This is a genomic window from Enterobacter asburiae, from assembly GCF_001521715.1.
GTDB lineage: Bacteria > Pseudomonadota > Gammaproteobacteria > Enterobacterales > Enterobacteriaceae > Enterobacter > Enterobacter asburiae.
In genome coordinates, this window is record NZ_CP011863.1 from 4,632,395 (window position 1) to 4,654,717 (window position 22,323).

Genomic DNA, 22,323 nt, shown 5'->3' on the forward strand with positions numbered 1-22,323 from the left:
TAAAAAGGAAAAGTATGACTACCTGCACTCCGCGCGCGGCATGGGGAAACCTGCTGCGTCGCCTCCATTTCTACGTCGGGCTTTTTGTTGGTCCGTTTATCTTCTTTGCCGCGCTGACCGGTACGCTGTATGTGGCGACTCCGCAGCTTGAGAATGCGCTCTACCGGCACGCGCTCCACACGGATTCCGTAGGCGAGTTGCAGCCGCTGGCGGAGCAAATCGCCGTGGCGGAAAAAACCGTTGGCTCAGATTTGCATTTGCACGCCGTGCGTCCGGGGCTGGCTGAAGGCGAAACTACCCGCGTGATGTTTGCTGACCCGACGCTTGGGCCATCGGAGAACCGGGCTATTTTTATTGATCCGGTAAGCCTGGCGGTGCTGGGGGATATGACGGTATACGGCACCAGCGGGATTTTACCGCTGCGTCAGACCATTGATTATCTGCATACCTCTCTGATGCTGGGCGACGTGGGGCGACTCTACAGCGAGCTTGCTGCCTCCTGGATGTGGGTTGCCGCGCTGGGCGGTGTTGGCCTGTGGTTTTATACTCGACCCAAACGGCGGATCAATAATCGCTTCCAGAATCGTCGTCGCCTGCATGTGACCCTGGGCTGGAGTCTGCTGGGTGGAATGCTGCTGTTCTCTGCAACCGGCCTGACATGGTCCCAGTGGGCAGGCGGGAACGTCGATAAGCTGCGGGCAGAGATGAACTGGCTCACCCCGCAGGTGAACACGACGCTTTCCGGCCCACAGGAGATCGTGGATGAGCATGCCGAACACCGGGGCCATCACGGCGGAATGATGATGCCGGAAATGGCGATGGATCTGACGCAGTTTGACGGAGTATTAAGCGCGGCCCGTAACGCAGGAATTGATGCCAACAGGCTGGAGATCCGCCCGGCAAAAACGGCGGATAGCGCCTGGACCGTGACGGAAATCGATCGCAGTTGGCCGACTCAGGTGGACGCCGTTGCGGTTGATCCTTCGACGATGCAGGTCCTGGACAGAACCCGATTCGAGGATTTCCCGTTAATGGCAAAACTGACCCGCTGGGGCGTGGATTTCCATATGGGGATCTTATTCGGGCTGGTGAATCAGCTGCTGCTGGTGGCGTTCGGCCTCGCCCTGTGCGTGCTCATCATCTGGGGTTACCGGATGTGGTGGATGCGTCGTCCGGCACAGTCGGCAGTGAGTCCGGTACAAACGCTTTGTCAAAGCTGGCTGGCGCTGTCAGGGTGGGGAAGAGGGGTTACGCTGATAATCAGCGTACTGCTGGGGCTGGCCTTGCCGGTCATGGGCGTGAGTCTGGCGCTGTTTGTTCTGGTAGACTGGCTGCGCTGGCGAGCGGCAACCAGGGTGACGCTCGCCGAAACATCCGCTAAATAACCCTATGGCGTGCTGATAACCACTGCGACGCGGCGGTTTTCAGCGCGCCCTTGTGGGGTACTGTTGCTCGCAACCGGGTATTTTTGACCTAACCCCCGCGTGGTGAGATTGCTGCGCGGGATATTTGCCCCCTTCGCCCAGGCATCGGCCACGGCATTGGCGCGTTTTAACGACAGCGCTTCGTTGTAGCTTTCTTCACCGTAATTATCCGTGTGACCGTCCATTCGCGCGTGGTTCAGGCCGGTTTCCGCCAGGCGGGAGGCCATGGACTGGATCTGCGTTTCACTTTCCGGACGCAGTCTGGCGTCATTTTTATCAAACAGGATGGTGTCCGACATGCCAAGTGACCAGTCACCGTTCAGTTCGTTAAAACCGTAAGACTTCATCGCCGAAATTTGCTCAGGAGTAAATTTACCTTCCGGAGGCGACTGGCAGCCTGCCAGAACCAGTGAGGCCAGAACTATCGGCGCGAAGTAACGTTTTAACATAGTGTATCCCTTCTAACTTGTTGTTTTCGTACGCTGGTTTTTCACCTGGTACATGTTGCGGTCAGCCCTCTCCAGTAATGCCTCCACGGAAGCATTTTCCCACGCCAGAGCAAAGCCAATGCTGAGTGACATCGATGCTTTTTGTCCGTTATGAAGATCAAACGGACGGATAAACTGCTGCGATAGCGCAGCACAAATATGTTGAACCTCAAGTTCAGAGTGCACGCCGTACAGCACCATGGCAAATTCGTCCCCGCCAAGGCGGTATGCCTGGTGACGTTTGTCGCCAAACTCCATCATCCTGCTGGCGACTTCAATCAGCACGCAGTCTCCTGCCGCATGTCCCCAGGTGTCGTTAATAAACTTAAAATTATCACCGTCGAGGAAGAGCAGGGCCGAGTTCGTTTTGGCAGAAGGGTCATTCATTAAGGCCGCAATGCTGTTACGAAACGCCGCGCGGTTGGCAAGACCGGTGAGCGGGTCGTGCATGGCGGTACGCAGCAGCTGGGCGTTTTTCGCCTGGAGCTTGAGTTGCCACTCCTCCATCTCATCCAGAAGGCTGTTGAAGTCCTCACCAAACTGGTGAAACTCTTCGATACGGCCGTCTTTCACCCGGCGGGAGAAGTTACGGTTAGTACGAACGTCATGCACCACGTCGGTGATGTTTTGCAGGGCCGTGACCATCCCGTGATGCAAAGACTGGGTAATAGTGAGTGCGACGACGGTTGCAAAGAGAATACAGCCTGTCAGAACGGCAAACGACATCCAGATGAAATGGCCGATCAGGCTGTCACGCGCGGTAAGGCGAATTTCGCCAATCGTTGCGCCGTTATGCATGATGGGCTGCGCAACCGGTACGGGGAAAAGCCAGCGGCTGACCAGTGCGCCCAGCGTATCGTTGTTGTCCTCCGGGTTCCAGGACCAGTAGGCAAACCGCTTTTTATGCGCGTTAATAACCTCGGCCACGGCAAACTGGCCCTGTTTGCCCAGGGCGGCCAGCGTTTCGTTGGCCGCCAGCGAGTCGTTGAACACCAGCGACGCTTCCAGGCTGTGGCTCATTGTTGCGCCGGTTAATTCGAGATTCTTTTGCGCGTATTGTTTTAACGTCACGACGGAAGCAAAACAGAGCAGCAGCCATATTAACGTCATCGTGATGATGACGCTTATCATGCTGTTTCGCCTCAACGTTCTTTTAAACGTCGGACGTGGCGTTGAAGTGAAATCTTTATCCATGCTGCTTATTCCGTGCAAGCATTAATACATCCGGATTGACTCTTACGCCACTGCGCGTCAATGCATCCAGGTTGACGGCGAATCGTACCTGGCCGCGATCGATTATCAGGCAAAAGGCACTGCCAATTACACATTCCGGATTTTGCTCTGAGATTAATAGCAACGCTCTGCCCTGATATTGACTTATTAATTCAAGTTGTTTTGCCGGTGATTCAGACCCGAAATAGATCGCATCGCACGTCGCGGCCAGGGCTTCCCGATCGTTACGTACAATAACGGGAGTATAAGGTAACTCGCTATGCCCCTCTTCGCCGCTGAGGGCGTGCGTATAGTGAGAAGTGGCGTAGACGCAGAGTTTAGGCTGCCCGGAAAGTGACGGCCATCGCGTATAGCTCACAATGCCTGAGACAATCGAGCGTACCGATTTATCCGTTTCCGTAAGTGTGCCTGCCGCCGCAGGGCCCACTATAAGGAACAGCGTTAGCACCAGAGTGAGTCGGAAAAAAGAGATCAAGAATAAATTTCTCACCAGAATCCGCCACATCGCTCTGGAAATAGATGTCCTTAAGAGTTGCGGGCAGAATACCATTGTTTATCAGGGCCGTCATTATGTCAGAAATAGCATGAGGCCGACCTAAGCTAAATCCTACTGTTGTTTATTTTCCGGTGGATGAAATTAGATTAATTCAGTCTGCTGGAGCGCATACTTTCATCCATCCCTTGCTGCCATGACGCACGCAGTTTTGCCGCGTTTTCGGCTGTATCGCAACTGGCAGGGAAAGATTTGCCGGCTAATCCCCAGGCGTGAATAAACCCTTCTTCGCAGACTTTCTTCTGACCGTCAGCATAGCCGCGAAGATATTCGCTACGATCAACGTGTGTGTCGTTAAAACTATCGGCCAGGGCCTGGTTATCTTTAACCGACAGGCCATTCATGGCGTCTTCTTTACCTGCATCAAACCAAGATGGGCTGGTCCAGTCGGGCTGGAAGGTGTAAGGATTGATCTGACAGCCCGTTAAAAACAGCGACAACAGCGCGAGAGCAATTGGACGCATAGCCATTCTCCTTTTTTCTTCAGCATAGCCTGGCTAAAGAAAACCTGTCTGTAATTTAAAGTTTACGTTTTTATCGGCTGATTTTTGCAATAAATTGGCGCGTGTAAAGTAATGTGTACGTATTTTGGATTGAAATGTTTACTTTTTATGGTATCGTGGTTTCACCTCATTGAGGAAAACAACTATCGCAAACGAGCTTTACAGGATCGCCATCATGCAAAAAGACGCGCTGAACAACGTACATATCACTGACGAACAGGTGTTAATCACTCCGGATCAACTGAAAGCGGAATTTCCGCTGAGCGTCGCGCAGGAGGCTCAGATCGAGCACTCTCGCCAGACCATTTCTGACATTATCGCCGGCCGCGATCCGCGCCTGCTGGTGGTATGCGGTCCTTGTTCCATTCACGATCCTGACACCGCCATTGAATATGCTCGTCGATTTAAAGCGTTAGCGGAGGAGGTCAGCGATAGCCTCTATCTGGTGATGCGCGTCTATTTTGAGAAGCCACGTACGACCGTCGGCTGGAAAGGGTTGATTAACGATCCGCACATGGATGGCTCGTTTGATGTGGAAGCAGGCCTGAAGATTGCGCGTCGGCTGCTGGTGGAGCTGGTCAGCATGGGGCTGCCGCTGGCAACCGAAGCGCTGGACCCGAACAGCCCTCAGTACCTGGGCGATCTGTTCAGCTGGTCGGCTATTGGTGCGCGTACCACGGAATCGCAAACCCACCGCGAGATGGCGTCGGGCCTGTCGATGCCTGTTGGCTTTAAAAACGGTACCGATGGCAGCCTGGCGACGGCGATCAACGCCATGCGCGCTGCCGCCATGCCGCACCGTTTCGTCGGTATCAACCAGGCGGGCCAGGTATGCCTCCTGCAAACGCAGGGCAACCCGGACGGCCATGTGATCCTGCGCGGCGGGAAAGCACCTAACTACAGCCCGGCGGACGTGGCGCAGTGTGAAAAAGAGATGGAGCAGGCGGGACTGCGCCCGGCACTGATGGTAGATTGCAGTCATGGTAATTCAAATAAAGATTACCGTCGCCAGCCTGCGGTTGCTGAATCCGTGATCGCACAGATCAAAGATGGCAACCGTTCGATTATTGGTCTGATGATTGAGAGCAACATTCATGAAGGCAATCAGTCATCGGAACAACCGCGTAGCGCAATGAAGCACGGCGTCTCCGTGACGGATGCCTGCATCAGCTGGGAGACGACCGATGCGCTGCTGCGTGAGATCCACAAAGATTTGAACGGCCAGCTGGCGACGCGTCTGGCTTAAGAGGTTAGTTATGGTTGCTGAATTGACCGCACTGCGCGATCAAATTGATGAAGTGGATAAGGCGCTGCTGGATCTGCTGGCGCGCCGCATGGCGCTGGTTGCCGAAGTCGGTGAGGTGAAAAGCAAATACGGCCTGCCGATTTACGTCCCGGAGCGCGAAGCCTCAATGCTGGCCTCTCGTCGCAAAGAGGCCCAGGCGCTGGGCGTTTCGCCGGATTTAATTGAAGATGTTCTGCGTCGCGTGATGCGGGAATCCTATTCCAGCGAAAACGACAAGGGCTTCAAAACCCTCTGTCCGTCCCTGCGGCCGGTGGTGATTGTCGGCGGTGCAGGACAGATGGGGCGTCTGTTTGAAAAAATGCTGACGCTTTCTGGCTATCAGGTGCGCATTCTCGAAAAAGAGGACTGGGCGCATGCTCCGGAACTCATGAAAGATGCCGGGATGGTTATCGTCAGCGTGCCGATCCACGTGACGGAGCAGATCATCGGAAAGCTGCCTCCTTTACCGAAAGACTGCATCCTGGTGGATCTGGCCTCCGTCAAAAATGGTCCGCTGCAGGCGATGCTGGCTGCGCATACGGGTCCGGTGCTGGGTCTGCACCCGATGTTTGGCCCGGACAGCGGCAGCCTGGCAAAGCAGGTGGTGGTTTACTGCGACGGTCGTCAGCCGGAAGCCTACCAGTGGTTCCTGGAACAGATTCAGGTATGGGGCGCGCGGCTGCACCGCATCAGCGCGGTCGAGCACGATCAGAACATGGCGTTCATTCAGGCGCTGCGCCACTTTGCGACGTTTGCCTACGGTCTGCACCTGGCAGAAGAGAACGTGCAGCTTGAACAGCTGCTGGCGCTCTCTTCGCCTATCTATCGTCTGGAGCTGGCGATGGTCGGGCGCCTGTTTGCTCAGGATCCGCAGCTTTACGCGGACATTATTATGTCCTCCGAGAACAACCTGGCGCTCATCAAGCGCTACTATCAGCGCTTTGGCGAGGCCATTACGCTACTGGAGCACGGAGACAAGCAGGCGTTTATCGACAGCTTCCGCAAGGTCGAGCACTGGTTTGGCGATTACGCTCAGCGTTTCCAGAGTGAGAGCCGGACGCTGTTGCGCCAGGCAAATGACAGTCGCCAGTAATGCGATGATGTATATACTGAAAGCCAGCAATGCTGGCTTTTTTTATTTTGGGGAACTGTCATGGCCGAACCGCAGCTGCTGTTGAATTACACCGGACATCTGCCTGAATGCCCGACGTGGAGCGCAGAAGAGCACGCGCTCTACTGGGCCGATATTCTGGAAGGGGAGATCCACCGCTATCATCTGCCGACGGCAGAACATACCGTGCTCTCATTCCATGAGGAGGTGGGCTGCTTCGCGCTGCGCGAGCGCGGCGGGTTTATCGTCGCCATGCGTAATGGCATCTGGCTTGCCGATAAGCATGGCCTCCTGCAGCGCAAGGTGTGCGATAACCCCTCTAACCCGCAGCTCGCACGCTTTAACGACGGCGGCACCGATTCTCTTGGGCGATTCTACGCGGGCACGTTTTGGGGCCGGGAGATTACAACGGTGCCCTGCTGATGCGCATCGATAACGACCTGACGCCGAAAGTGATCCAGTGCGATATTCACGGCCACAACGGCTTAGCGTTTAGCCCGGATAATCAATGGATGTTTACTTCAGATACGCCAAACGGCGTTATTTATCGAACGCCGCTTGATGAGAAGGGCGAACCCGGCAGGCGTGAGGTGTTTCGTCAGTTTAAAGAGGGCGAAGGGATACCGGACGGCGCGGCCATGGATGTGGAAGGCTGCTACTGGAGCGCGCTGTTTGACGGCTGGCGTATTGCACGTTTTTCTCCGCAAGGGGAGCAGCTGGAAGAATACCGCATGCCGGTGCGTTGTCCGACGATGGTCTGCTTTGGCGGCGATGACATGAAAACACTGTTTATTACCACCACGCGGGAAAATATGGACGCGGAGGAGATGGCGAAGTATCCGCTCTCCGGCGCCATCTTCACCCTGCCGGTGAGCGTGGCAGGGATGAAGAAAAGCCGGTTTATCGAACGTTAAGCCGGGTCAACCGGGACCACGTTCTCGCTCGGATAGCAGCCCAGCACCTTCATGGAGCGCGTGATCTCGCCCAGTTCGCGCAGGGCTTTCTGCATGGATGCAGATTCCAGGTTGGCCTGGATATCAAGGTAGAACATCTCTTCCCACGGATTACCATGGATCGGACGTGATTCCAGCTTCGTCATGATCAGGTTGTGATTACGCAGCACCAGCAGGGCTTCAACCAGCGCACCGGCCTGTTGGCCGGTCGCCATCAGCAGCGTGGTTTTGGCCGGCACCTGGTCAGACACATTGATTGCCTTGCGTGCCAGCACCACGAAACGGGTGATATTTTGCGTCTGGTTCGCCAGGTTGCGTTCCAGTACCTGTAAACCATACAGCGCGCCGCCCGCTTCGCTGCCGAGCGCAGCGACGGTTGGGGAGTTAGCCTGCGCCACTTTTTCCATCGCCGCTGAGGTGCTTTCGGTGTACTCAATTTTCCAGTTCGGATAGCGGTTCAGGAACTGGCTGCACTGCTGGAACGGCTGTGGATGACTGTAAACCGTTTCGATCTTGCTCAGGTCGGTTGAGCCAGAGACCAGCACGCAGTGATCGATAGGGATCGTCAGCTCACCTACCAGCGACAGGCTGGTGTGCTGCAGCAAATCGTAGACGTCGTTGATGGCGCCGGAGCTGGTGTTCTCAATCGGCACGACGGCGTAATCCGCCTGGCCGGTCTCAACCTGATTAAAAATGTCGGCAAACTTGGCACAGCCGCTCTCAATAAATTCTTCGAAATGGCGTGCGGCATACTGTCGAGCGGCCAGGTGAGAATAAGAGCCTTTCGGCCCGAGAAAGGCGATACGCGCAGAGTGCGGATTGGTTTTATTCAGATGCTGCTGGAGCAGCGCTTGCTGGGTGAGAACGGAGTCTTCGATGATGAGCTGGAACAACCGGGTGATGTAGTGGGCATCGAGGTGATGCGCTTTGCCGAGCTGAATGAGACGTTCCAGCAGATCGCGCTCGCGGTCGATATCACGTACCGGGCGATGGGAGTCCAGCTTGGCTTTGCCCACTTCAACGGCGAGCGCGCGGCGTTCGGCCAGCAGCGCCAGCAGTTTCTCATCCAGCGCGCTGATTTTTACTCGCAGATCCAGTAACGGGTTTTCCGGTGTCATAGTGTTGTCTGTCTCATTTTATCGTTATCAATAAAAAAGGCCCCCCGATGTGGGAGGCCTTGTTGTTCGTCTTCGCATTCTTTATCACACGACTAAACGCCTCCCAGTCAGGGGAAGGTAAAAAAGAATGCGAAGAAGAACGGCGTAAGTTTCATAAAGTCATCCTGTGATTGATACCGTTAAAGTACCCGTACTGTTTTCACCCTGTCAATAAAAAACAAAAAACGCGCCCGAAGGCGCGTTGGCGGTACACTCAATTTAAAAGATTACTCTTCTTCAACTTCTTCCGCGAAGCTGGCGTCTTTCACCGATGTTGCGGCGCGACGGGCTTCACCTTTGTGTTGCACTTTATTGAGCTGCCGTTCCAGCTTGTTGATCAAATCGTTAATTGCGGTGTACATATCCTCGTGTTTTGCGCTGGCGACCAGATGGCCGTTTGGAGTATTGATAGTTGCGTCAGCGATGAAACCCTGCGGCTCCTTGGACAGGATGATATGTGGATTAATCAAATGAGTTTGCCATTTATCCAGTTTGGCGAGACGGTCTGCGACGTGCTGGCGGATTGCCGGAGTAATTTCCATTTGTTTACTGGTAATGTTCATTGTCATAAATTTTACCTCTTGTCTTTCCGTCTTGGTGATTCCAGCATACCCGACCTAATGTCAAAATGTGTGATTTAGATCACGTTATTTTCTCGATTTTTGTCAGGGAACCTTTTTTGTGAGGCAGGGCAGGAAGAGGTAAGATTTACCTTGTCGAAGGCAAAAATTGGGGCCATAGTTGACTGGATGTGTTGAGGCTAACGCGCTTCAGCGACGCGCTAAAATGAATAAAAAAACGGCAGCCTTCGGGCTGCCGTTTTGCATTGGGGCAAAATCAGGTGTTGCTGCTGTTCGCGGCGATGATTTTCGCCACTTTTTCAGCCTGAGCGGTCATCTGCATCTGACGGTAAGCATTTTCCATCAGCTTCAGGCCGTCGCGCGTTGCCTGAGTATCCGGATAATCACGCAGCATACCTTCTACGCGGTTAACCACGGCAACCCATGCGCCACGGCGGGTATAGTATTCCGCCACGGAGTATTCATATTTCGCCAGACGATCTTTCAGGAACACCAGACGCTTGGTGGCGTCGGTCACGTACTGACTGTTCGGATAGCCGCGCACCAGCTTGGAGAAGTCATTAAAGGCATCACGCGCATGCTGCGGGTCACGGTCGGAACGATCCACGCCGAAGAAGCCCTGCAGCGCACTGTCGTCCAGCGCCATGTTGGTGAGGCCGCGCATGTACATCACATAGTCGATGTTAGGATGAGTCGGGTTCAGACGCATGAAACGATCGATAGTTGCCTGAGCCAGCGGCAGGTCGGCATTTTTATAGTATGCGTAGATGAGATCTAACTGTACCTGCTGCGAATATGGACCAAATGGATAGCGATTATCCAACGCTTCCAGTTGCGTTATCGCCTGTTTCCAGTTACCGTCCTGCAACTTTTGTTGTGCAGTCGCATAGATTTCATTCGGCGGATTGTCAGGGACCTGTTCATTTGAACCGGAGCAGCCCACCAAAGCCAGGCTCAACGTGGCCGCTGCCACCAGATATTTCATGCGCGTCATGACGTTTTGACTTTCCTCAAATGTTTGTCCGGGAGAAACTCTGTTCCTGCTCCCGATTAAGACCAGCTACAATAGCACACTATATTAAACGGCAAAGCCGTAAAACCCAACGTTAAACGAAGAAGCAGTTTATGGCACAACGAGTAGAACTCACCGCAACAGTCTCCGAAAATCAGCTCGGTCAACGCTTAGATCAGGCTTTGGCCGAATTGTTCCCTGATTATTCGCGTTCACGCATAAAAGAATGGATCCTTGACCAGCGCGTGCTGGTAAACGGCAAGATCTGGGACAAACCAAAAGAGAAAGTGTTAGGTGGGGAAGCTGTCGCCATCAATGCTGAAATCGAAGAGGAAATCCGCTTCGAGCCGCAGGATATCCCACTGGACATCGTCTATGAAGATGATGACATTCTGGTGATCAACAAGCCGCGCGACCTGGTTGTTCATCCGGGCGCGGGGAACCCTGACGGTACGGTACTTAACGCACTTCTCCATTATTATCCGCCGATCGCGGATGTCCCGCGCGCGGGCATCGTGCACCGTCTGGATAAAGACACCACTGGTTTGATGGTGGTGGCGAAGACCGTTCCTGCTCAGACCCGTCTGGTGGAGTCGCTGCAGCTGCGCGAAATCACCCGCGAGTATGAAGCGGTAGCCATTGGGCATATGACCTCTGGCGGAACGGTGGAAGAGCCAATCAGTCGTCACCCAACCAAACGTACCCATATGTCGGTGCATCCGATGGGTAAACCGGCTGTGACGCACTATCGCATTATGGAGCACTTCCGTATTCATACGCGCCTGCGTCTGCGTCTGGAAACCGGACGTACTCACCAGATCCGCGTGCATATGGCCCACATTACCCATCCGCTGGTAGGGGATCAGGTATACGGTGGCCGCCCGCGTCCACCTAAAGGCGCATCGGATGAGTTCATCAGCGTATTGCGTAAATTCGATCGTCAGGCGCTGCACGCGACCATGCTGCGTCTTTACCACCCTATCACCGGTATTCAGATGGAGTGGCATGCGCCTATCCCGCAGGATATGGTGGATCTTATCGACGCCATGCGTGCTGATTTCGAAGAACATAAGGATCAAGTGGACTGGTTATGACCAAACTGATTGTCCCGGAGTGGCCATTGCCTGCTGGCGTGGCCGCCTGTAGTTCAACCCGTATTGGCGGTGTTAGCCAGGGCGCGTGGGAGTCTTTGAACCTCGGTGCGCACTGTGGCGACAACCTGGAACACGTTGAAGAGAACCGCAGACGTTTGTTTGCTGCGGGTAACTTGCCGTCAAAACCGGTCTGGCTGGAACAGGTTCACGGTAACGCGGTACTGAAGTTGACGGGGGAACCCTATGCTTCTAAACGCGCTGATGCCTCTTACAGTAATACTCCGGGAACCGTTTGTGCCGTGATGACCGCTGATTGTCTGCCAGTTCTGTTCTGTAACCGTGCAGGTACCGAGGTAGCAGCAGCACACGCGGGCTGGCGTGGTCTGTGTGAAGGCGTGCTCGAAGAAACAGTCGCCTGCTTTAACGATGAGCCTGCCAATATTATGGCCTGGCTTGGCCCGGCCATTGGTCCTCGCGCTTTTGAAGTGGGGCCAGAGGTTCGTGAAGCCTTTATGGAAAAAGATCCGCAAGCGGTGGAAGCCTTTCTGCCTTCGGGGGATAAATATCTGGCCGATATTTACCAGCTCGCCCGCCAGCGTCTGAACAACGTCGGCGTGACGCAGATCTTCGGCGGCGATCGCTGCACATTCACCGAAAAGGGTGATTTTTTTTCCTATCGTCGCGACAAGACCACGGGGCGTATGGCAAGTTTCATTTGGCTGATATAACCTAAAGAATCAAGACGATCCGGTACGTGCCGTTTTCTTTTCACATAATTCAGGTCATTAACCTTGAATAATTGAGGGATGACCTCATTTAATCTCCAGTAGCAAATTTGACCTGTTATGGGAGGAGTTATGCGTCTGGATCGTCTTACTAATAAATTCCAGCTTGCTCTCGCCGATGCCCAGTCCCTCGCACTGGGGCACGACAACCAATTTATCGAACCTCTTCATTTAATGAGCGCCTTGCTGAATCAGGAAGGGGGATCGGTACGTCCTTTATTAACGTCCGCTGGCATTAATGCTGGCCAGTTACGCACCGCTATCGATCAGGCGCTGAGCCGTCTGCCGCAGGTAGAAGGTACCGGCGGCGACGTTCAGCCGTCGCAGGATCTGGTACGCGTGCTGAACCTTTGCGACAAGCTGGCGCAAAAACGTGGGGACAACTTTATTTCGTCAGAGCTGTTTGTTCTGGCGGCGCTTGAATCACGCGGCACCTTGACCGACCTGCTGAAATCTGCCGGCGCGACCACCGCCAATGTGACTCAGGCGATTGAGAAAATGCGCGGAGGTGAAAGCGTGAACGATCAGGGAGCCGAAGACCAACGTCAGGCTTTGAAGAAATTTACGGTCGATCTGACCGAGCGTGCTGAGCAGGGCAAACTTGACCCGGTTATCGGCCGTGATGAAGAAATCCGCCGTACGATTCAGGTACTGCAACGTCGTACCAAGAACAACCCGGTGCTGATTGGTGAACCTGGTGTCGGTAAAACCGCCATTGTTGAAGGGCTGGCGCAGCGTATCGTCAACGGTGAAGTGCCGGAAGGCCTGAAAGGCCGCCGCGTACTGGCGCTGGATATGGGCGCGCTGGTGGCCGGTGCGAAATACCGCGGCGAGTTCGAAGAGCGTCTGAAAGGCGTGCTTAACGACCTGGCGAAGCAGGAAGGGAACGTTATCCTGTTTATCGACGAACTGCACACGATGGTCGGTGCGGGTAAAGCGGACGGCGCGATGGATGCCGGGAACATGCTGAAACCTGCGCTGGCGCGTGGTGAACTTCACTGCGTCGGTGCCACCACGCTTGACGAGTATCGTCAGTACATTGAGAAAGATGCTGCGCTGGAACGTCGTTTCCAGAAAGTTTTTGTTGCTGAGCCAAGCGTTGAAGATACCATCGCGATCCTGCGTGGTTTGAAGGAGCGCTATGAACTGCACCACCACGTGCAGATCACTGACCCGGCTATCGTTGCGGCGGCGACGCTTTCACATCGTTATATCGCCGATCGCCAGCTGCCGGATAAAGCAATCGACCTGATTGATGAAGCGGCTTCGAGCATTCGTATGCAGATTGACTCGAAACCGGAAGAGCTGGATAGACTCGACCGACGCATCATTCAGCTCAAGCTGGAACAGCAGGCGCTGAAGAAAGAGTCTGATGAAGCCAGTAAGAAACGCCTGGATATGCTCAATGAAGAACTGGACGATAAAGAGCGCCAGTACTCTGAGCTGGAAGAAGAGTGGAAAGCCGAGAAAGCGTCCCTTTCCGGCACTCAGACCATTAAAGCTGAACTCGAACAGGCCAAAATTGCCATAGAGCAGGCTCGCCGTGTCGGCGATCTGGCGCGGATGTCTGAACTGCAGTACGGCAAAATTCCTGAGCTGGAAAAACAGCTTGAGATAGCGACGCAGTCAGAAGGGAAAACGATGCGTCTGTTACGTAATAAGGTGACGGATGCAGAAATCGCGGAAGTGCTTGCTCGCTGGACCGGTATTCCGGTGGCGCGCATGCTGGAAGGCGAGCGTGAAAAACTGCTGCGCATGGAGCAAGATCTCCATAATCGGGTGATTGGCCAGAACGAAGCGGTTGAAGCGGTATCGAACGCTATTCGTCGTAGCCGTGCAGGGCTGTCCGATCCAAACCGTCCGATTGGTTCGTTCCTGTTCCTGGGGCCGACAGGGGTCGGTAAAACCGAGCTGTGTAAAGCGCTGGCTAACTTTATGTTCGACAGCGACGATGCGATGGTACGTATCGACATGTCCGAGTTTATGGAAAAACACTCCGTCTCACGTCTGGTCGGCGCGCCTCCGGGATACGTAGGTTATGAAGAAGGGGGGTACCTGACGGAAGCGGTTCGCCGTCGCCCTTATTCCGTCATCCTGCTGGATGAGGTGGAAAAAGCGCACCCTGATGTGTTCAACATCCTGCTTCAGGTGCTGGATGATGGCCGTCTGACCGACGGGCAGGGGAGAACGGTCGACTTCCGTAATACGGTTGTCATCATGACCTCGAACCTGGGTTCCGATTTGATTCAGGAACGTTTCGGCGAACTGGATTACGGTCATATGAAGGATCTGGTACTCGGTGTGGTCAGCCATAACTTCCGTCCTGAGTTCATCAACCGTATTGATGAAGTGGTGGTATTCCATCCTCTGGGTGAGAAACACATTGCGTCTATTGCTCAGATCCAGCTGCAGCGTCTGTACAAACGTCTGGAAGAGCGTGGGTATGAAATTCACATTTCCGACGAGGCGCTGAAGCTGCTGAGCGAGAATGGTTACGATCCGGTGTACGGTGCGCGTCCATTAAAACGTGCTATCCAGCAGCAGATCGAAAACCCGCTGGCGCAGCAGATCCTCTCCGGAGAGTTGATTCCGGGCAAAGTTATCCGTCTGGAAGCCAACGACGATCGCATTGTGGCAGTGCAGTAAGTCACAAAACTCAAAAACGAGCCGCTTGCGGCTCGTTTTTGTTTAAAAACCAGGCGAAAATTGAGGTCTGGAGTTGGTTTTGCCTGGAAAGTGAGCAATCAGTAAATAAATTTCACTTTATCCTTGCAGGTTCGGAATTACTCCCTATAATGCGCCTCCACTGACACGGAACAACGGCACACACGCCGCCGGGTCAGCAGAGAATAGCGAAAATAAACGCTTGACTCTGAAAGAGGAAAGCGTAATATACGCCACCTCGCAACGGTGAGCGAAAGCCGCGTTGCACTGCTCTTTAACAATTTATCAGACAATCTGTGTGGGCACTCAAAGTGACATGGATTCTTAATGTCTTCGGACAATAAATGAATACCAAGTCTCTGAGTGAACATACGTAATTCATTACGAAGTTTAATTCACGAGCATCAAACTTAAATTGAAGAGTTTGATCATGGCTCAGATTGAACGCTGGCGGCAGGCCTAACACATGCAAGTCGAGCGGTAACACAGGGAGCTTGCTCCTGGGTGACGAGCGGCGGACGGGTGAGTAATGTCTGGGAAACTGCCTGATGGAGGGGGATAACTACTGGAAACGGTAGCTAATACCGCATAACGTCGCAAGACCAAAGAGGGGGACCTTCGGGCCTCTTGCCATCAGATGTGCCCAGATGGGATTAGCTAGTAGGTGGGGTAACGGCTCACCTAGGCGACGATCCCTAGCTGGTCTGAGAGGATGACCAGCCACACTGGAACTGAGACACGGTCCAGACTCCTACGGGAGGCAGCAGTGGGGAATATTGCACAATGGGCGCAAGCCTGATGCAGCCATGCCGCGTGTATGAAGAAGGCCTTCGGGTTGTAAAGTACTTTCAGCGGGGAGGAAGGCGATAAGGTTAATAACCTTGTCGATTGACGTTACCCGCAGAAGAAGCACCGGCTAACTCCGTGCCAGCAGCCGCGGTAATACGGAGGGTGCAAGCGTTAATCGGAATTACTGGGCGTAAAGCGCACGCAGGCGGTCTGTCAAGTCGGATGTGAAATCCCCGGGCTCAACCTGGGAACTGCATTCGAAACTGGCAGGCTAGAGTCTTGTAGAGGGGGGTAGAATTCCAGGTGTAGCGGTGAAATGCGTAGAGATCTGGAGGAATACCGGTGGCGAAGGCGGCCCCCTGGACAAAGACTGACGCTCAGGTGCGAAAGCGTGGGGAGCAAACAGGATTAGATACCCTGGTAGTCCACGCCGTAAACGATGTCGACTTGGAGGTTGTGCCCTTGAGGCGTGGCTTCCGGAGCTAACGCGTTAAGTCGACCGCCTGGGGAGTACGGCCGCAAGGTTAAAACTCAAATGAATTGACGGGGGCCCGCACAAGCGGTGGAGCATGTGGTTTAATTCGATGCAACGCGAAGAACCTTACCTACTCTTGACATCCAGAGAACTTTCCAGAGATGGATTGGTGCCTTCGGGAACTCTGAGACAGGTGCTGCATGGCTGTCGTCAGCTCGTGTTGTGAAATGTTGGGTTAAGTCCCGCAACGAGCGCAACCCTTATCCTTTGTTGCCAGCGGTCCGGCCGGGAACTCAAAGGAGACTGCCAGTGATAAACTGGAGGAAGGTGGGGATGACGTCAAGTCATCATGGCCCTTACGAGTAGGGCTACACACGTGCTACAATGGCGCATACAAAGAGAAGCGACCTCGCGAGAGCAAGCGGACCTCATAAAGTGCGTCGTAGTCCGGATTGGAGTCTGCAACTCGACTCCATGAAGTCGGAATCGCTAGTAATCGTAGATCAGAATGCTACGGTGAATACGTTCCCGGGCCTTGTACACACCGCCCGTCACACCATGGGAGTGGGTTGCAAAAGAAGTAGGTAGCTTAACCTTCGGGAGGGCGCTTACCACTTTGTGATTCATGACTGGGGTGAAGTCGTAACAAGGTAACCGTAGGGGAACCTGCGGTTGGATCACCTCCTTACCTTAAAGAACCTGCCTTTGTAGTGTCCACACAGATTGTCTGATGAAAAGTAAATAGCAAGGCGTCTTGCGATTGAGACTTCAGTGTCCCCTTCGTCTAGAGGCCCAGGACACCGCCCTTTCACGGCGGTAACAGGGGTTCGAATCCCCTAGGGGACGCCACTTGCTGGTTCGTGAGTGAAAGTCACCTGCCGTCATATCTCAAAACTCATCTTCGGGTGACGTTTGAGATATTTGCTCTTTAAAAATCTGGATCAAGCTGAAAATTGAAACGACACACATGTTATGTGTGTTCGAGTCTCTCAAATTTTCGCAAGTCGGTGATGAATCGAAAGAAACATCTTCGGGTTGTGAGGTTAAGCGACTAAGCGTACACGGTGGATGCCCTGGCAGTCAGAGGCGATGAAGGACGTGCTAATCTGCGAAAAGCGCCGGCGAGGTGATATGAACCTTTGACCCGGCGATGTCCGAATGGGGAAACCCAGTGCAATTCGTTGCACTATCGTTAACTGAATACATAGGTTAACGAGGCGAACCGGGGGAACTGAAACATCTAAGTACCCCGAGGAAAAGAAATCAACCGAGATTCCCCCAGTAGCGGCGAGCGAACGGGGAGCAGCCCAGAGTCTGAATCAGCTTGTGTGTTAGTGGAACGGTCTGGAAAGTCCGGCGATACAGGGTGACAGCCCCGTACACGAAAGCACACAGGTTGTGAACTCGAAGAGTAGGGCGGGACACGTGGTATCCTGTCTGAATATGGGGGGACCATCCTCCAAGGCTAAATACTCCTGACTGACCGATAGTGAACCAGTACCGTGAGGGAAAGGCGAAAAGAACCCCGGCGAGGGGAGTGAAAAAGAACCTGAAACCGTGTACGTACAAGCAGTGGGAGCACCTTCGTGGTGTGACTGCGTACCTTTTGTATAATGGGTCAGCGACTTATATTCTGTAGCAAGGTTAACCGTATAGGGGAGCCGAAGGGAAACCGAGTCTTAACTGGGCGTTAAGTTGCAGGGTATAGACCCGAAACCCGGTGATCTAGCCATGGGCAGGTTGAAGGTTGGGTAACACTAACTGGAGGACCGAACCGACTAATGTTGAAAAATTAGCGGATGACTTGTGGCTGGGGGTGAAAGGCCAATCAAACCGGGAGATAGCTGGTTCTCCCCGAAAGCTATTTAGGTAGCGCCTCGTGAACTCATCTTCGGGGGTAGAGCACTGTTTCGGCTAGGGGGCCATCCCGGCTTACCAACCCGATGCAAACTACGAATACCGAAGAATGTTATCACGGGAGACACACGGCGGGTGCTAACGTCCGTCGTGAAGAGGGAAACAACCCAGACCGCCAGCTAAGGTCCCAAAGTCATGGTTAAGTGGGAAACGATGTGGGAAGGCACAGACAGCCAGGATGTTGGCTTAGAAGCAGCCATCATTTAAAGAAAGCGTAATAGCTCACTGGTCGAGTCGGCCTGCGCGGAAGATGTAACGGGGCTAAACCATGCACCGAAGCTGCGGCAGCGACGCTTAGGCGTTGTTGGGTAGGGGAGCGTTCTGTAAGCCGTTGAAGGTGTGCTGTGAGGCATGCTGGAGGTATCAGAAGTGCGAATGCTGACATAAGTAACGATAAAGCGGGTGAAAAGCCCGCTCGCCGGAAGACCAAGGGTTCCTGTCCAACGTTAATCGGGGCAGGGTGAGTCGACCCCTAAGGCGAGGCCGAAAGGCGTAGTCGATGGGAAACAGGTTAATATTCCTGTACTTGGTGTTACTGCGAAGGGGGGACGGAGAAGGCTATGTTAGCCGGGCGACGGTTGTCCCGGTTTAAGCATGTAGGCGGAGGTTCCAGGTAAATCCGGTACCTTTTAACGCTGAGGTGTGATGACGAGGCACTACGGTGCTGAAGTAACAAATGCCCTGCTTCCAGGAAAAGCCTCTAAGCATCAGGTAACATCAAATCGTACCCCAAACCGACACAGGTGGTCAGGTAGAGAATACCAAGGCGCTTGAGAGAACTCGGGTGAAGGAACTAGGCAAAATGGTGCCGTAACTTCGGGAGAAGGCACGCTGATATGTAGGTGAAGCCCCTGCGGGTGGAGCTGAAATCAGTCGAAGATACCAGCTGGCTGCAACTGTTTATTAAAAACACAGCACTGTGCAAACACGAAAGTGGACGTATACGGTGTGACGCCTGCCCGGTGCCGGAAGGTTAATTGATGGGGTTAGCGGCAACGCGAAGCTCTTGATCGAAGCCCCGGTAAACGGCGGCCGTAACTATAACGGTCCTAAGGTAGCGAAATTCCTTGTCGGGTAAGTTCCGACCTGCACGAATGGCGTAATGATGGCCAGGCTGTCTCCACCCGAGACTCAGTGAAATTGAACTCGCTGTGAAGATGCAGTGTACCCGCGGCAAGACGGAAAGACCCCGTGAACCTTTACTATAGCTTGACACTGAACACTGGTCCTTGATGTGTAGGATAGGTGGGAGGCTTTGAAGCGTGGACGCCAGTCTGCGTGGAGCCAACCTTGAAATACCACCCTTTAATGGCTGGTGTTCTAACGTAGACCCGTAATCCGGGTTGCGGACAGTGTCTGGTGGGTAGTTTGACTGGGCGGTCTCCTCCCAAAGAGTAACGGAGGAGCACGAAGGTTAGCTAATCCTGGTCGGACATCAGGAGGTTAGTGCAATGGCATAAGCTAGCTTGACTGCGAGAGTGACGGCTCGAGCAGGTGCGAAAGCAGGTCATAGTGATCCGGTGGTTCTGAATGGAAGGGCCATCGCTCAACGGATAAAAGGTACTCCGGGGATAACAGGCTGATACCGCCCAAGAGTTCATATCGACGGCGGTGTTTGGCACCTCGATGTCGGCTCATCACATCCTGGGGCTGAAGTAGGTCCCAAGGGTATGGCTGTTCGCCATTTAAAGTGGTACGCGAGCTGGGTTTAGAACGTCGTGAGACAGTTCGGTCCCTATCTGCCGTGGGCGCTGGAGAATTGAGGGGGCTGCTCCTAGTACGAGAGGACCGGAGTGGACGCATCACTGGTGTTCGGGTTGTCATGCCAATGGCACTGCCCGGTAGCTAAATGCGGAAAAGATAAGTGCTGAAAGCATCTAAGCACGAAACTTGCCCCGAGATGAGTTCTCCCTGACCCTTTAAGGGTCCTGAAGGAACGTTGAAGACTACGACGTTGATAGGTCGGGTGTGTAAGCGCAGCGATGCGTTGAGCTAACCGATACTAATGAACCGTGAGGCTTAACCTTACAACGCCGAAGCTGTTTCGGCGGACGAGAGACAGACAATCAAATTTCAGCTTTGATACAGATTTAACAGAATTTGCCTGGCGGCTTTAGCGCGGTGGTCCCACCTGACCCCATGCCGAACTCAGAAGTGAAACGCCGTAGCGCCGATGGTAGTGTGGGGTCTCCCCATGTGAGAGTAGGGAACTGCCAGGCATCAAATTAAGTAGTAAGCCGGTGCATAAATCCGGTGGTTACAGCAGTCTTCGGTGGAGCGGTAGTTCAGTCGGTTAGAATACCTGCCTGTCACGCAGGGGGTCGCGGGTTCGAGTCCCGTCCGTTCCGCCACTTATTAAAAGCCCTGAGCTCACGTTCAGGGCTTTTTCTTATCTGACGTTTAATTATTGCGAAATTAGCAAAAATCCTCTGCGTTTTGCGATCTTTTTCTCTATAACAACGCCAGCGATAATCTTCCTCAGTTTACGAACATAATGATTGAGGAATAGTATGACTCTCCCTGCATTTGGTCTGGGCACTTTCCGCCTGAAAGACGACGTTGTTATCGCATCGGTTAAAACCGCACTCGAACTGGGTTATCGTGCAGTTGATACGGCACAGATCTATGAAAATGAAGCAGCCGTTGGACAAGCTCTCGAAGAGAGTGGTGTTCCGCGTAACGAACTGTTTATCACCACGAAAATCTGGATTGAGAATCTCAGCAAAGATAAGCTGATCCCTAGCCTGAAAGAGAGCCTGAAAAAACTGCGTACTGACTACGTAGATCTGACGCTGATCCACTGGCCATCACCGAATGATGCCGTCTCAGTAGAAGAATTCATGCAGGCGCTGCTGGAAGCGAAAAAGCAGGGCTTAACCCGTGAAATTGGGATCTCCAACTTCACCATTCCGCTGATGGAAAAAGCCATTGCCGCTGTTGGCGCAGAAAATATTGCGACCAACCAGATTGAGCTGTCTCCATACCTGCAAAACCGCAAAGTCGTGGACTGGGCAAAACAGCACGGGATCCACATCACTTCATACATGACGCTGGCCTACGGTAAAGCGCTGAAAGATGAAGTGATTACGCGTATCGCAGAGAAACATAACGCCACTGCTGCGCAGGTCATTCTGGCATGGGCAATGGGTGAAGGTTATGCAGTGATCCCATCATCAACTAAGCGTGAAAACCTGGCCAGCAACCTGTTAGCAGCGGATCTTCATCTGGATGCTGACGATAAAAAAGCGATCGCAGCACTGGAGTGCAACGATCGCCTGGTAAGCCCGGAAGGTTTAGCTCCTGACTGGGATTAAGTTTGACCCGCCCTCTGTAACCTGAACCCTCACACAGCTCCTCCGGGAGCTGTTTTTATATGCTCACTCAGGAAGTCAATAAAGGCGCGAATGCGCGTGCTTACCGCTCTGTCACTGTAATACACTGCGCTAAAGGGCATTTCGACCGGCAGACGTTTGTCGGCCATCAGCTCCACCAGTTCACCCCGCGCTATTTCCTTATCAATCATATAGTCGGACAAGCAGGCGATCCCGTTTCCTTCAAGACAAAGCTGCTTCAGCGTTTCCCCGCTGTTTGAGGATAACCCGCAGGTAATTTCATAAAGTTGACCATCATGACAGGCGACAGGCCAGGTGTTTAGCGACACCGGCTCCGTAAAGCCCAGGCACAGATGCTGCTTCAATTCTTCAACCGTCTCAGGTTTACCATGTTCGGCAATATACTCTGGTGATGCGATAATTTTGCGGTAGCTGGCAAACAGAGGTCGGGCACGCAAGCTTGAATCTGTGAGGGTTCCCGCCCGGATCGCCACATCTACTTTACGCTCGATGAGGTTGATAAACGTCTCTGAGGAGACCAGAGAAAGCGTCATCTCCGGATAGCGTTCGCGGAAAGGTTTGATCAGCGGCATCAGAAAGTGAAGCACCACCGGCGTGGCCGCATCAATGCGCAGCAATCCACGCGGCGTGCTGCGGGTCTCCATAATCTCCGTCTCCGCTGCAGCCATCTCCTGCAATACCGACTGCACGCGGCGGAAGTAACGCTCTCCTTCTTCCGTCAGGCTCAGCTGCCGCGTCGTTCGGTTGAGCAGACTCACTCCAAGCTTCATCTCCAGTTTTTTTACCGAACGGCTGATGGCCGAATTAGCCTGTCCCAGCTGTTCGGCCGCGCGGCTAAAGCTGCCGCTTTCAACGACGGCGACAAAGATTGTCAGCTCTTCCGATGTTGCTTTCATTGTTGCACCACCTGCAAAATTCTATTGAGATTTTGACCATTTTTGTTATT

Annotated in this window: 16 protein-coding genes, 2 tRNA genes, 3 rRNA genes, 1 pseudogene and 1 other annotated feature; of the genes and pseudogenes, 13 read left to right on the forward strand and 9 right to left on the reverse strand. The window is 53.6% G+C overall.

Annotation, left to right across the window (positions count from 1 at the left end; translation table 11 throughout):
• Positions 1–14 precede the first annotated feature (14 nt).
• Complete coding sequence (locus ACJ69_RS22660; RefSeq protein WP_059347773.1) at positions 15–1,385, forward strand: PepSY-associated TM helix domain-containing protein; 1,371 nt, start codon at positions 15–17, stop codon at positions 1,383–1,385.
• A gap of 2 nt (positions 1,386–1,387) precedes the next feature.
• On the opposite strand, the gene ACJ69_RS22665 is transcribed toward ACJ69_RS22660, so the two are convergent.
• From ACJ69_RS22665 to ACJ69_RS22680, 4 genes are all read right to left on the reverse strand, one after another.
• Positions 1,388–1,873: an OmpA family protein gene (locus ACJ69_RS22665; protein WP_029741023.1), complete on the reverse strand. Its 486-nt coding sequence runs from the start codon at positions 1,871–1,873 to the stop codon at positions 1,388–1,390.
• Between the two features lie 12 nt (positions 1,874–1,885).
• Positions 1,886–3,106: a diguanylate cyclase DgcN gene (gene dgcN / locus ACJ69_RS22670; RefSeq protein WP_029741024.1), complete on the reverse strand. Its 1,221-nt coding sequence runs from the start codon at positions 3,104–3,106 to the stop codon at positions 1,886–1,888.
• Positions 3,099–3,650, reverse strand: a complete 552-nt coding sequence (locus tag ACJ69_RS22675; protein WP_205909316.1) for a YfiR family protein — start codon at positions 3,648–3,650, stop codon at positions 3,099–3,101. The genes dgcN and ACJ69_RS22675 overlap by 8 nt, the downstream gene beginning before the upstream one ends.
• 137 nt (positions 3,651–3,787) lie before the next feature.
• Positions 3,788–4,162: a DUF2799 domain-containing protein gene (locus ACJ69_RS22680; RefSeq protein ID WP_059347775.1), complete on the reverse strand. Its 375-nt coding sequence runs from the start codon at positions 4,160–4,162 to the stop codon at positions 3,788–3,790.
• Between the two features lie 214 nt (positions 4,163–4,376).
• Between ACJ69_RS22680 and aroF the strand changes: the two genes are divergently transcribed.
• From aroF to ACJ69_RS22695, 3 genes and pseudogenes are all read left to right on the forward strand, one after another.
• Entirely contained in the window at positions 4,377–5,447 is a 1,071-nt protein-coding gene (gene aroF, locus ACJ69_RS22685; protein ID WP_059347776.1) for a 3-deoxy-7-phosphoheptulonate synthase AroF, read from the forward strand.
• 10 nt (positions 5,448–5,457) lie between these two features.
• Complete coding sequence (gene tyrA, locus ACJ69_RS22690; RefSeq protein ID WP_047646187.1) at positions 5,458–6,579, forward strand: bifunctional chorismate mutase/prephenate dehydrogenase; 1,122 nt, start codon at positions 5,458–5,460, stop codon at positions 6,577–6,579.
• A 60-nt stretch (positions 6,580–6,639) separates the two neighbouring features.
• Positions 6,640–7,511 (forward strand): annotated as a pseudogene (locus ACJ69_RS22695) (SMP-30/gluconolactonase/LRE family protein).
• On the opposite strand, the gene pheA reads toward ACJ69_RS22695, so the two are convergent.
• The 4 genes from pheA to bamD all read right to left on the reverse strand — a co-directional run bounded on the left by pheA (position 7,508) and on the right by bamD (position 10,282).
• Positions 7,508–8,668: a bifunctional chorismate mutase/prephenate dehydratase gene (gene pheA, locus ACJ69_RS22700; RefSeq protein WP_029741028.1), complete on the reverse strand. Its 1,161-nt coding sequence runs from the start codon at positions 8,666–8,668 to the stop codon at positions 7,508–7,510. The pseudogene ACJ69_RS22695 and the gene pheA sit on opposite strands and share 4 nt — an antisense overlap.
• 30 nt (positions 8,669–8,698) lie before the next feature.
• Positions 8,699–8,824 (reverse strand) — a sequence feature (Phe leader region).
• Positions 8,776–8,823, reverse strand: a complete 48-nt coding sequence (pheL, locus tag ACJ69_RS25395; RefSeq protein ID WP_100249759.1) for a pheA operon leader peptide PheL — start codon at positions 8,821–8,823, stop codon at positions 8,776–8,778. (Overlaps the previous feature by 48 nt.)
• A gap of 110 nt (positions 8,825–8,934) precedes the next feature.
• Positions 8,935–9,276, reverse strand: coding sequence for a ribosome-associated translation inhibitor RaiA (gene raiA / locus ACJ69_RS22705; RefSeq protein WP_003863162.1), 342 nt, complete (start codon positions 9,274–9,276; stop codon positions 8,935–8,937).
• A gap of 268 nt (positions 9,277–9,544) precedes the next feature.
• On the reverse strand, positions 9,545–10,282 hold the full coding sequence (gene bamD / locus ACJ69_RS22710) for an outer membrane protein assembly factor BamD (protein ID WP_023308867.1): 738 nt from the start codon (positions 10,280–10,282) through the stop codon (positions 9,545–9,547).
• A gap of 131 nt (positions 10,283–10,413) precedes the next feature.
• Here bamD and rluD point away from each other — a divergent pair, with 131 nt between their 5' ends.
• From rluD to dkgB, 9 genes are all read left to right on the forward strand, one after another.
• Positions 10,414–11,394 carry a 23S rRNA pseudouridine(1911/1915/1917) synthase RluD gene (rluD, locus tag ACJ69_RS22715; RefSeq protein ID WP_023308866.1) on the forward strand — a complete coding sequence of 327 codons (981 nt, stop codon included), beginning with the start codon at positions 10,414–10,416 and terminating at the stop codon, positions 11,392–11,394.
• A complete protein-coding gene (yfiH, locus tag ACJ69_RS22720; protein ID WP_059347777.1) occupies positions 11,391–12,122 on the forward strand; it encodes a purine nucleoside phosphorylase YfiH in 732 nt (243 codons plus the stop codon). The genes rluD and yfiH overlap by 4 nt, the downstream gene beginning before the upstream one ends.
• A 129-nt stretch (positions 12,123–12,251) precedes the next feature.
• Complete coding sequence (clpB, locus tag ACJ69_RS22725; RefSeq protein WP_059347778.1) at positions 12,252–14,825, forward strand: ATP-dependent chaperone ClpB; 2,574 nt, start codon at positions 12,252–12,254, stop codon at positions 14,823–14,825.
• Between the two features lie 430 nt (positions 14,826–15,255).
• Positions 15,256–16,795, forward strand: a 16S ribosomal RNA gene (locus ACJ69_RS22735).
• Positions 16,796–16,880: 85 nt separating this feature from the next.
• Positions 16,881–16,956, forward strand: a tRNA-Glu gene (locus tag ACJ69_RS22740).
• A 192-nt stretch (positions 16,957–17,148) separates the two neighbouring features.
• Positions 17,149–20,051: ribosomal RNA gene (locus ACJ69_RS22745) — 23S ribosomal RNA — on the forward strand.
• Positions 20,052–20,127: 76 nt separating this feature from the next.
• Positions 20,128–20,243 (forward strand): 5S ribosomal RNA (gene rrf / locus ACJ69_RS22750).
• The 16S, 23S and 5S rRNA genes sit together here with 2 tRNA genes alongside, the layout of an rRNA operon.
• Before the next feature lie 55 nt (positions 20,244–20,298).
• Positions 20,299–20,375: transfer RNA gene (locus ACJ69_RS22755), tRNA-Asp, on the forward strand.
• A 159-nt stretch (positions 20,376–20,534) separates the two neighbouring features.
• On the forward strand, positions 20,535–21,338 hold the full coding sequence (dkgB, locus tag ACJ69_RS22760; RefSeq protein WP_029739683.1) for a 2,5-didehydrogluconate reductase DkgB: 804 nt from the start codon (positions 20,535–20,537) through the stop codon (positions 21,336–21,338).
• 29 nt (positions 21,339–21,367) lie between these two features.
• On the opposite strand, the gene yafC is transcribed toward dkgB, so the two are convergent.
• Positions 21,368–22,273, reverse strand: a complete 906-nt coding sequence (yafC, locus tag ACJ69_RS22765; protein WP_029739684.1) for a DNA-binding transcriptional regulator YafC — start codon at positions 22,271–22,273, stop codon at positions 21,368–21,370.
• Positions 22,274–22,323: the final 50 nt, after the last annotated feature.

Coding starts and splice junctions, on each gene's coding strand:
- yafC (WP_029739684.1), bottom strand. CDS start 22,273: ATGAAAGCAACATCGGAAGAGCTGACAATCTTTGTCGCCGTCGTTGAA.
- aroF (WP_059347776.1), top strand. CDS start 4,377: ATGCAAAAAGACGCGCTGAACAACGTACATATCACTGACGAACAGGTG.
- yfiH (WP_059347777.1), top strand. CDS start 11,391: ATGACCAAACTGATTGTCCCGGAGTGGCCATTGCCTGCTGGCGTGGCC.
- dkgB (WP_029739683.1), top strand. CDS start 20,535: ATGACTCTCCCTGCATTTGGTCTGGGCACTTTCCGCCTGAAAGACGAC.
- raiA (WP_003863162.1), bottom strand. CDS start 9,276: ATGACAATGAACATTACCAGTAAACAAATGGAAATTACTCCGGCAATC.
- ACJ69_RS22675 (WP_205909316.1), bottom strand. CDS start 3,650: ATGTGGCGGATTCTGGTGAGAAATTTATTCTTGATCTCTTTTTTCCGA.
- tyrA (WP_047646187.1), top strand. CDS start 5,458: ATGGTTGCTGAATTGACCGCACTGCGCGATCAAATTGATGAAGTGGAT.
- dgcN (WP_029741024.1), bottom strand. CDS start 3,106: ATGGATAAAGATTTCACTTCAACGCCACGTCCGACGTTTAAAAGAACG.
- ACJ69_RS22665 (WP_029741023.1), bottom strand. CDS start 1,873: ATGTTAAAACGTTACTTCGCGCCGATAGTTCTGGCCTCACTGGTTCTG.
- ACJ69_RS22660 (WP_059347773.1), top strand. CDS start 15: ATGACTACCTGCACTCCGCGCGCGGCATGGGGAAACCTGCTGCGTCGC.
- ACJ69_RS22680 (WP_059347775.1), bottom strand. CDS start 4,162: ATGCGTCCAATTGCTCTCGCGCTGTTGTCGCTGTTTTTAACGGGCTGT.
- bamD (WP_023308867.1), bottom strand. CDS start 10,282: ATGACGCGCATGAAATATCTGGTGGCAGCGGCCACGTTGAGCCTGGCT.
- pheA (WP_029741028.1), bottom strand. CDS start 8,668: ATGACACCGGAAAACCCGTTACTGGATCTGCGAGTAAAAATCAGCGCG.
- rluD (WP_023308866.1), top strand. CDS start 10,414: ATGGCACAACGAGTAGAACTCACCGCAACAGTCTCCGAAAATCAGCTC.
- clpB (WP_059347778.1), top strand. CDS start 12,252: ATGCGTCTGGATCGTCTTACTAATAAATTCCAGCTTGCTCTCGCCGAT.